Consider the following 10,074-nt stretch of genomic DNA (forward strand, 5'->3'; position numbering starts at 1 on the left):
AGGGCGAAGCATGAGGAACAGCAGCCCGTACGACGACCCGACGCTCGGCCTGGACCTCCCCGAGCCAGAGCGTTCCCCGCAGGCCGAGCCGTGGCCCCGGACGGCTGGACTTAACGGCACGGGCGGCTCGGCCGGAGACGGATACGGCGAGATGATCGCGCGCCTGCGCGGCTTCCTCGACCATGTCGCGGCCGCACGACTGGACCCCGCCACGATGGCCGCGCTGTCGGACGACCTCGGCGCCTGGACGGAGCGGCTCGCCGACGCGGCCGTTCCTGAGCGTGAGCAGGTCTTCGGGCACCGGGACGACATGCCGGGCCGGGGCCAGACGATGGCACCGGCCCTGCGGGTCCACGAGGCCGACCGGTTCAGCGTCCGGGGCACGGTCCGCTTCGGCCGGTACTTCCTCGGCGGCAACGGTGCGGTCCACGGCGGCGCCGTACCGCTGCTCTTCGACGAGGTCCTGGGCCGACTGTCCGGCTCGGGCGGCCGCAGCCGGGCCCGTACCGCCTATCTGCACACCGACTACCGCTCGATCACCCCGATCGGGCCCCAACTCGACGTGCACGGCTGGTTCGTGAGCGAGGAGGGCCGCAAGCGCGTCCTGCGCGCCGAGATCCGTCACGACGGCGTGCTCTGCGCGGAGGCGGAGGGACTGTTCATCGTTCTCAAGCCCGGGCAGCCTTGACCGGGAAGCAAAAGGTAATGAACACTTCTTAGAAAGCAGAAGGGCAGGGACGATGGCGGTCATGCCGATCGAGTGGGGCAAGGTGCGGGAGTACGCCACCGCGACGGCGGCGGCCCGTCCTGCCTACCTCGACGACCCGAACGCCCCGATCCCGCCGACCTTCCTGGCCACGGTGGTCCACTGGAGCACCATCGGCGAGACGGTCCGCGCACCCGAGGTCGCCGAGGCGTGCGCGTCGGTCGGCATCGAGGCCGACGTACGGAATCTGCTGTCGCTGGAGCAGGAGTACGTGTTCCACGGTCCGGTGCCTCGGGCGGGGGAAACGCTGCACAATTCCGAGCGCCTCCAGGACGTTCGGATCACACAGGGCAGGCGGGGTCCGATGGTGATGGTCCGTTTCCTGGTGTCCTTCCACGACGCCGAGGGACTGCTGCGCGCCGAGTGCCGGTACACGTCCGCCTATGTGGGCAAGGAGGCGTCGTGAGCGGCCTCGTCCCGGGTGCCCGGCTTCCGGAACGGGTGTTCGGGCCGGTCACGATGACCGACATCGTGCGCTACCAGGGCGCGAGCGGCGACCTGAACCCGATGCACCACGACGACGATCTCGCCCGTTCCGCCGGGTATCCCGCCGCTTTCAGCGTGGGGATGCTCGGCGCGGGCTGGCTCGCCGCGTACTGCACGGACCACTTCGGCGAGGAGAGCGTGCGGCGCTTCCGCACCCGCTTCACGCAAGTGGTGTACCGCGGGGACCGGCTCATCGCCTCGGCCGAGGTCGTCCGGCTCTTCGAGCAGGGCGAGGAGCGGCGAGTGGAGCTCGCGATCCGGTTGCGCAAGGACGACGGCGCGCTCGTGGTCGACGGTTCCGCCGAGTTCGCGCTGACGTGATGGACCCTCGGCACCCAGAAGGGACAACGGATGCGGTCTGACGGTGAGTCGCGGACCGGGACGAGCGAACGCCCCGATCTACCCGTCGCGTTGGTGATCGGCGGTGGCGGTATCGGCATGTCGGCGGCGCGTCGGCTGGGCCAGTCCCACCGGCTCGTGCTGGCGAGCCTGTCGGCCGGCAAGAACCCGGCGCGGGAGGCCGCGTTGCGCGCGGACGGGATCGACGCGGTGGTGACCCGGTGCGACATCACGGACCCCGACTCGGTCGCGGAACTCGGTCAACTGGTCGCGTCCCGGGGCCGGTTGCGCACGGTCGCACATGTGGCGGCGCTCTCCCCGTCGATGGGTGACTGGCACACCCTGCTGAAGGTGAACCTCGTCGGGGCGACGCTCGTCGAGCGGATGAGCCTGGAGCGGGCGGTACCGGGCACGGCCGCGGTGTTCGTGTCCTCCTCAGCCGGGCACCTCGCCGAACCACCCGGCCCGGAGATCGCCGCCGTACTCGACGAACCGCTCGTGCCGGACTTCGTCGAGCGCCTGGAGAAGCTGGTGCCGGAGCAGACCTCGCTCCAGGCCTACCGGCTCACCAAGTTCGCGTTGCTCCGCATGTGCAGGAGGCGTGCGGCGGAGTGGGGGACGAAGGGGGCCCGCATCGTGTCGATGTCGCCGGGCCCGATCGCCACCCCGATGGGCGCGTTGGAGTTCGAAGGCCCGCACCGCGAGGTCAAGTTGGGCATGCTGCGCCGGTCACCCCTCGGTCGCGAGGGCACGATGACCGAGACCGCCGACGCCATCGAGTTCCTCGCGTCCGACCGGGCCTCCTACATCACCGGAACCGATCTGCTGGTCGACGGCGGCATCCTCGCGACGACCCGGTTCAACTGAACGTGCCGTGGAGCGGCACCGTCCAAGGGAGACGAGCATGCCCGACCGGATCGACAAGGACGACGACCTCGGCGAAGGCCCGCTCCACGGCATCGTCGTCGTCGATCTCTCGACGACTCTGCCCGGCGCCCAGGCCACCCAGTTCCTCGCGGACGCGGGGGCGGACGTCATTCTCGTCGAGCCGCCCGAGGGCAGCCGGCTCCGCGCGAACCCCGGCTGGCCGGGCCTGCTGCGCGGCAAGCGCAGCATCACTCTCGACCTGCACGACGACGTGGATCGCGCGACGCTGGACGGTCTGCTCGCGCGGGCGGACGTCGCCGTCGCCACGATGCGCCCGGCCGCCGCACGCCGACTCGGCTTCACCGCCGAGGAGTTGGCGGCCCGATACCCGCGACTGGTCGCGGCGCTCATCACCGGCTGGGGCACCCAAAGCCCCTGGTCCGACCGGAAGGGCTACGAGGCGCTGATCCTTGCCAAGAGCGGTGTCCTCCACTCGAAGCACCAGCTCACCACTGGCCCGGACCCCGCCTACGTCACCACTCCTTACGCCTCGTTCGCCGCCGCACAGGCAGCGGTCCACGGCATCCTCGCCGCACTGCTCGAACGGGAGGAGAGCGGCCTGGGCCAGCTCGTGGAGTCCGATCTGGTGACCGGCGTCGGCGCCTACGACCCGTACAACTGGTTCTACGAGCTGGTCCTCGGCCGTTTCCCGGACGCGTTCCAGCCGATGGGCGCCGCCTTCGACCAACAGGGCCGCCCCCAGACCAAGTTGCTGTACGCGCTGCTCATCGCCGCGACGGCGGACGGCACGTGGCTCCAGTTCGCCCAGACGGCGCCACGGCTCATGCGGGCCTGGCTGGACGAACTGGACCTGAGCGCCGAACTCACCGATCCGAAGTGGGACGGCTTTCCCCTGCTGCCGACGCCCGAGCTGCGCTTCGAGTGGTGGAACAAGATGATCTCGAAGGTCGGGGAGCGGACGCTGAAGGAGTGGGAGGAGGCGTTCGCCCGCAATCCGGACGTCTTCGGCGAGCAGTTCCGTACGCCGGACGAGGCGCTCGACCACCCCCAACTCGCCCACGAGGGACGCCGGGTGGTGGTGGACGATCCCGACCTCGGCCCGGTGCGCCAGCCCTCGACCCTGGTCCACGCGGCCGGCCGTCCCCTCACGAGAATCCGCCGCGCACCCCGCCTCGGCGAGCACACCCGGGAGCTGCGCTCCTTCGCCCGCAGCGCGAAACCCGCCAACTCCGTTGCCCAGCAGAGCCGTTGCACTCCACCCCTCGCCGGCGTGACCGTGCTCGAACTCGGTGCCATGTACGCCGGTCCGTACGGCGCCACCCTGCTCGCCGATCTCGGCGCGCGGGTCATCAAGGTCGAGCCGCTCGACGGTGATCTGATCCGCACGATCATGGCGTTCCCGGAGGCGGGTGGCGCGAAGGTGCTCCAAGGGAAGGAGAGCATCGCCGTCGACCTCCGCTCGCCCCAAGGCCTGGAGATCCTGGGGGAGTTGGTCGGGCGGGTGGACGTGGTGCTCCAGTGTTATCGGGCGGGTGTCGCGGCCCGGATCGGTGTGGACGAGGCCTCGCTGAAGTCGATCAACCCGGATCTGGTCTACGTCAACGCTCCCGGTTACGGGATCGACGGCCCGTACGGTTCCAAGCCCGCCTACGCGCCGTCCATCGGCGCGGCCTCCGGGGTCTCCCTGACCGACGCGCAGGTGGTGGGCCGCCCTGCGGAGGAACGGGACCAACTGCTCGGCCAGGCGCGCAAGTTGTACGCGGGCGGGACGGTCCCGGCGGTCCAGTCGGACGGGATGGCGGCCCTCGGCGTCGCCTCGGCCCTGCTCCTCGGGATCTACGCGAAGCGGCGCGGGATCGAACTGACCGACATCGTCGCGACAATGCTCGGCACCAGCACGCAGGCGCTGATCGCACACAACACCAGCTACGAGGGGCGCCCCGAACACCCCGGTGTCGACCCGGACTTCCGGGGGACCAGTGCCCTCTACCGGATGTATCCCGCGTCCGACGGCTGGCTGTTCCTCGCGGCGCCGAAAGACAGGGAGTGGGCTCCCCTGGTAGCCGCCCTCGGCGACCCCGGCGATCTCGCGGACGAGCGGTTCGCCACGAGCCGGGCGCGTGCCACCGCCGACGGCGCGCTCGCGGACGTACTCACCAAGATCTTCGCCACCCGGACGAAGGCCGAGTGGGAGGCCGACCTGACGGCGAAGGACGTCGGCTGCGTCGCCGTGACCCAGGAACCGGCCGAACGGCACATGCAGGGCGACGAGTTCTACACCGCGGGCTACGCGGTCGACGCGGTCAGCCCCGTCTTCGACGCACACCGCAGGCTCGCACCGCTCAACCGCTTCTCCCGCTCGACGACGAAACCGGAGGCGGGCTGCACCGTGGGCCAGCACACCGACGCCCTGCTGCGCGCGCTGGGTCACGACGAAGTACGCATCGCCGCTCTCCGCGACGCACGAGTCGTACGGTGATGATGTGACGCGCCCGCAGCAAGCAGACGGCCGCTCTGCCCACGGGTCAGGGCCCGCTTCAACTGCCGCTTCCAGGTGGCTCGGTGAGAGGGCAGCCCGCTCACAGGGAGGCAGGCAGGCGTGCCGCACGCCCTCGGGCGCGAGCGCCGAAGGGCGTGCGGCACGGACGCGGATCGTGGGTCAGGAGACGGCGTTCCAGGAGTGTGCGACGTCGATGATCACGCGATCATCGAGCTGCGTCACCCGGAACGGCAGCCGCGCACGCACGCCGACGCCGATCAGCGCAGCGTCCTCAGGGGCATCGACGTAGCGAGTGTCCTTGAACGTCCGGTAGCCCGTGATGTCCACTCCGGGCAGCGGTTGCCCATGTTGTCCCGGGTAGGACGGCGAGCCGGTCGACGGGTCGAAGTTCGGGCCCACGGAGATCTGGAGGATCGCCCCGCCGTCGACGGGGATCTCCCCCGAACCGGGCGTGGTCAGCTTGTCGACGTACTTGACGCGGTAGCCGATCGGCCCGGCCGCCGACCCCTTGAAATCGAGGACCATGCGGTCGAAGCACTCGTGCTGACCGGTAGTGATGTCCGCCAGCGGGGGCTTGTAGTCCTCCGTCGGCGACACCTGCTTCTCAAGGCTCCCCCACCCGGTCTCACACACTGCCGACGCGCTGGTGCCGGCCTGTGCTGTCCCCACCGTTCCCGCGATCCCCGCTCCCGCCAGTATGAGAACCGTCAGTGTGCTTCCGAGTCGTCGCATGGTTGCTCCCAAAGATCGAGTACACGTGTACGGCGCCAGGACCTGCTCACCGGAACAGGCCTCAGGAGGCCGCGGTGGTTCAGACTGGGCCCGCAATGTGATCGGACGTGGCCCGGACTATCGCGAAAAGGCAACAGACCGACGGCAGGGGAAGCGCTCCACGACGTCGCGCCCACCCGGACAGAGGTGTCCGGGTGGGCGCGACGTGAGCCGGTGTCGTGGGGTCAGGTCGCTGTCAGGGACAGGTCGGCCGTCGTGGCGCGGCCCGGCAGCAGGGTCACCTCCTTGGACGCCGGGCGATGGCCGACGGCCGAGGCCGTGATCCGCAGCGGGCCCTGGCGGGCGTCCAGCCAGAGGTCGTAGCGGCCGTCGGCGTCGGTGCGGACGGTGTGCGCGAGGCGGTCGCAGCCGGTCGTTCTGGAGTGCGCCACCGGGCAGATCAGGACAGTGGCTCCGGCGAGCGGTGTCCCCGTGCGCTTGTCGGTGATCGTGCCGGAGAGGTGTCCCCAGGTCCGCGGGATCGTGACCTTCAGGCTGACCTTGACCGATGCTCCGGCGTAGGGGGCGTCGGTGCTGTAGGTGAGCCGGGCGGTGTAGGTGCCGGCCGTGGCGACGGCGGAGGCGTCCGTCCGAACGGTGACCGTGGTGGAGCGGCCGGGGGCGAGGTCGAACGAGGTCTTGTCCGCCGACAGCCAGGTGACGTCGTCGCCGTCGCACTGGTCGTGCCCGGGCAGGACCTCGGCCGAGGAGACGGTCTCGGAGAGCGAGATCATGCCGCCGACGCGGTAGATCCCGCAGCCGCCACCGGCCCGGAAGACGGTGGAGGAGGCGTTGGGCAGGTCGGACCAGGTGTTGGACACCGGGTCGTACTCGACGACGGTGTTGACCGCGTCCTGTCCGGCGATGCCGCCGACGGCCTGGAGTTTGCCGTCGTTCCCGCCGGCTACGGCGCCCCAGCGCGGGTCGGGCATGTCGGCAGCGCGGGTCCAGGTGTCGGCGGAGGGGCTGTAGCGGTAGGTCTCTCCCCTGGCGGCACTGTTCGAGAAGCCTCCGGCGCAGACCAGTTCGCCGGTGATGCCCGCGCAGGCCGCGCGCATCATGCGGAACGGGTAGTCGGCGAGGCGGGTCCAGGTGTCCGTGGCCGGGGTGTAGCGGTAGACGGTGCTGACCATGTCGTTACAGCCGGATCCGCCGCAGCCTCCGATGACGTACAGGCTGCCGTCGAGGACGGTCACGTTCGGCATACCGACCGCCTGGGGCAGATCGGCACGGCGGGTCCAGGTGTCGGTGATGGGGTGGTAGGCGTAGAGCGTGGCGCGGGCGCCGCCCTGGCTCCAGCCGCCGGCGACGTACATGGTCCCGTTGACGAACGCTCCGCCGGGTGACTCCAGGGCCTCGGGGAGGTCGGCGATGGGCGTCCAGGCGTCGGTGGACGGGTCGTGCACATAGCCGCGGCTGAGGAACTCCCCGCCGAAGAGCGCGGAGATTCCGGCGACGGAGTAGACCTTGCCCTGGTACGTGCCCACCGCGTTGTCCATGACGGGCTCGGGGTAGTCGGCGATGCCGGTCCAGGGCCCGGTCGCGGCCGTGGCCGGCGGATCGGTCGACGGGCTCTTCGAGGCCGAGGAGGTGGAACTCATCGGTCCGGGTGAGTAGTTGCCCTTGACGCGCAGCGTCGGTGTGCCTGCCGAGGAGTCCGACGTAGTCGTGGAGGTGCCGGCCGGTGAGGTGTAACCGGTGCTCTGCTCACCGAGGTTGACGTGCAGCGGCGCCTGCCCCTTGTTGGTGAAGGTGACCTTCTTGCTGCTTGATCCGCCCAGCGTCTCACTGACGGAGAGGCTGCCCGAACTCACCGCCAGGCGGCCCGCCTTGAGCGTGCGGTCGAACCGGTTGACCTTGTCCGGCCGCGTGGTGAGGGTGCCGGTCGAGGTGGTGTAGCGGGCGGAGGCCGTCCGGTAGGTGTGACGTCCGGCGGGGGCGCTGAACAGCCAGTAGTAGCCGTCGGCCAACGCCAGGTCGTCGGGGGTCGCGATGGTGGTCGCCGTCGCGTAGCGGTCGGCGGTGTCGGTGATGGTGGCAGGCGTGATGGCGTCGCCCGTGTTGCCGTCGACGACCTTTCCGGCGACGATACCTCCGCTCACGGCGGCGCAGGAGCCGACGGTGACGGTGTCGAGCTGCCAGAGCGACAGGCCGCTGCCGGAGTAGTGGAAGCGCACCTTCACGTGCTTCGCGTTTGCCGCCTGGGGCAGGGAAACCTCGGCGTGGCCCAGGTACTCGGCCGTGTCCTGGTGCCACACAGTGGTCCACGTCGCGCCCGAATCGAGGCTGAGGTCGACGTTGGCCACCGAGTCCTTGCTGGGGGCGTAGGCGGCGTCGAAGCCGAGGACGGGTGAGGTCTGGCCTGCCAGGCTGAAGGTGGGTGAGACGAGTTCGGTGTCCTCCGGGACACCGCCCCGGGTGTAGGGGGACGCGGAGGCCCAGTTCCCGGTTCCGCCCGTGAAGTTCCACACCGTTTTATCGGCGAAGTCCCAGCCGGCGCCGTCCGTCCCGTGATTGACGACGGTCCAGCCGTGCTCCGGCGTGGTGCCGGTCCAGCCCTCGAAGCCGGTCTCGGCCGGATAGGCGTGGCCGGGTGCGACGCAGGCCGTCAGGTCCACGCCCGGCGCGACGTTGGTACGTACGTCGGCCATGCCCACCGGGACACTCAGGTCCGTGCTCCGGTAGCCGGGGTAGACCGGGGCCACATGGAGGGCATAGGTGGTCTTCTCCGGAAGCTCCACGCTGTACTTGCCGGTGTAGGGGTCGGTGTAGACCGCGCCGTTCGGATAACCGTCGATGGTGATCTTCGAGTACAGGGGCCAGCCGTGCCCGCTGCCGTCCTTGACCGTGCCGGACACCGTGCGGGTGGGGAGTTTCACCAGGGCCAGGTCGGCGGTGGTGCTCTGGTTCTCGGCGACGCCCACTCCGGAGCTGGTCTTCTCCTGGTAGCCGAAGTCGGTGGCGGTGATCCGGTAGTTGCCCACCGCGACGGGGAGGTCGTACGCGCCATCGGCGTCGGTGGTGACGCGGTACTCCCGACCGTCCGCCGATTCCTCGGAGATGGCCAGCGCAGCACCGGCGAGCGGGGCGCCGGACGCGCTGTCGGTGACTCGCCCGGACAGCGTTCCGTGGACGCCGAAGGCCAGCGCGGACACTCCGACGGGGGTGCCGAGACCGGTGGGGCCGTCCCAGCCGGGGCCGGCGGTGCAAGTCACCGTGCCGCAGCCGTCGTTGGACCCTTCGGTGACGTCGTTCAGCCCGGAGGCGTTGATGTACGGGTAGGTCACCGGGTAGGTGCCCTCGACGGGGGTGCCCGCCAGCGCGTACATCGCCGTGATCAGCGGTGCGGAGAGGCTGGTGCCGCCGACCTGCAGCCAGCCGTCCTTGCTCAGGGTGTCGTACACGGCAAGGCCGGTCGCGGGGTCGGCGACCGCGGAGACGTCGGCCGTCGCCCGGGTGTCGCAGCCGGTGGTGAGCCCCCGCTGATAGGCGGGCTGGGCCTCGTACAGCGAGCAGCCCGATCCGCCGGAGGTCCAGGCGGACTCCGTCCAGCCGCGCTCGGTGTCCGCGGCGCGGGTCAGCCGGGTGCCGCCTGCGGCCACGACATTGGGGTTGGTGGCGGGCCAGTTCTGGACATGGCCGGTGTCGCCGGTGGACGCGACCACGGCCACACCGGGATGGTCGTAGTGGTGGTCGTACGCGGTCTGGGAGGCGCTCTCGCTGGGCAGACCGTAGGAGTTGGAGACGTACTTGGCGCCCAGGCGTACGGCGGTGTCGACCGCAGTGCCCAGGTCGTCAAGGCTCGCCGAATCACCCTGCACGAGAAGGATGTTGCACGCCGGACAGGCGGCGGAGACCGCGTCGAGGTCGAGCGCGGTCTCCAGTGCCCAACCCGCATCGTCGGCGGGGTAGTCCGTGCCACCGTCCTGATCGACCTTGCGGAAGCAGCCGTTGGCGGTGGTGCACTCGGGCAGCCCGTAGTGCTCGCGGTACGCGGCAAGGTCGGCCTCGGCGTGGGAGTTGCCGTACGCGTCGACGATCGCCACCGTCCTGCCCTCGCCCCCGGCGGGAAGGCTGTAGGCGGCCTGGATGTCGGCCGGGCCCAGCGCCGTGGACGGGGGCGCGACCGCCTGCGGCCGGACGATGTGGTCGGAGCCGGTGCGCACATCGGCGAAGCACTGGGCCACGCCGTCCTTGAGGCTCGGGTTGTTGCAGCCGGCCGGGACGTAGTTCTGCGGGACGTTGTCCTGCGGCACGGCGTCGAGCAGGTCGGAGGCCTTGGAGGAGCCGGCGTCGGCCGAAGAGGTGGGGGTGGGCGAAGAGG

7 protein-coding genes are annotated in these 10,074 nt (G+C 70.5%); 5 read left to right on the forward strand and 2 right to left on the reverse strand.

Annotation, left to right across the window (positions count from 1 at the left end; translation table 11 throughout):
* Nucleotides 1-10 precede the first annotated feature (10 nt).
* From JHN63_RS06690 to JHN63_RS06710, 5 genes are all read left to right on the forward strand, one after another.
* Nucleotides 11-688, forward strand: a complete 678-nt coding sequence (locus tag JHN63_RS06690; RefSeq protein ID WP_200677880.1) for a PaaI family thioesterase — start codon at nucleotides 11-13, stop codon at nucleotides 686-688.
* A 61-nt stretch (nucleotides 689-749) separates the two neighbouring features.
* Nucleotides 750-1,172, forward strand: coding sequence for a MaoC family dehydratase N-terminal domain-containing protein (locus JHN63_RS06695; protein ID WP_200677882.1), 423 nt, complete (start codon nucleotides 750-752; stop codon nucleotides 1,170-1,172).
* Complete coding sequence (locus tag JHN63_RS06700; protein ID WP_200677884.1) at nucleotides 1,169-1,573, forward strand: MaoC/PaaZ C-terminal domain-containing protein; 405 nt, start codon at nucleotides 1,169-1,171, stop codon at nucleotides 1,571-1,573. The genes JHN63_RS06695 and JHN63_RS06700 overlap by 4 nt, the downstream gene beginning before the upstream one ends.
* A gap of 30 nt (nucleotides 1,574-1,603) precedes the next feature.
* Nucleotides 1,604-2,458, forward strand: a complete 855-nt coding sequence (locus JHN63_RS06705) for an SDR family oxidoreductase (RefSeq protein ID WP_200677886.1) — start codon at nucleotides 1,604-1,606, stop codon at nucleotides 2,456-2,458.
* 37 nt (nucleotides 2,459-2,495) lie between these two features.
* A complete protein-coding gene (locus tag JHN63_RS06710; protein WP_200677888.1) occupies nucleotides 2,496-4,958 on the forward strand; it encodes a CaiB/BaiF CoA-transferase family protein in 2,463 nt (820 codons plus the stop codon).
* 180 nt (nucleotides 4,959-5,138) lie between these two features.
* Here the strand turns inward: JHN63_RS06710 and JHN63_RS06715 are convergent, their stop codons facing one another.
* Together JHN63_RS06715 and JHN63_RS06720 are read right to left on the reverse strand one after the other, a co-directional pair.
* On the reverse strand, nucleotides 5,139-5,576 hold the full coding sequence (locus JHN63_RS06715) for a hypothetical protein (protein ID WP_307781834.1): 438 nt from the start codon (nucleotides 5,574-5,576) through the stop codon (nucleotides 5,139-5,141).
* 359 nt (nucleotides 5,577-5,935) lie between these two features.
* A partial coding sequence (locus JHN63_RS06720) for a carboxypeptidase regulatory-like domain-containing protein (protein ID WP_200677892.1) occupies nucleotides 5,936-10,074 on the reverse strand: 4,139 nt, incomplete at its 5' end.

The sequence above is a fragment of the Streptomyces sp. MBT65 genome (genome assembly GCF_016612545.1).
Lineage (GTDB): Bacteria > Actinomycetota > Actinomycetes > Streptomycetales > Streptomycetaceae > Streptomyces.

Coding starts and splice junctions, on each gene's coding strand:
- JHN63_RS06695 (WP_200677882.1), top strand. CDS start 750: ATGCCGATCGAGTGGGGCAAGGTGCGGGAGTACGCCACCGCGACGGCG.
- JHN63_RS06705 (WP_200677886.1), top strand. CDS start 1,604: ATGCGGTCTGACGGTGAGTCGCGGACCGGGACGAGCGAACGCCCCGAT.
- JHN63_RS06690 (WP_200677880.1), top strand. CDS start 11: ATGAGGAACAGCAGCCCGTACGACGACCCGACGCTCGGCCTGGACCTC.
- JHN63_RS06710 (WP_200677888.1), top strand. CDS start 2,496: ATGCCCGACCGGATCGACAAGGACGACGACCTCGGCGAAGGCCCGCTC.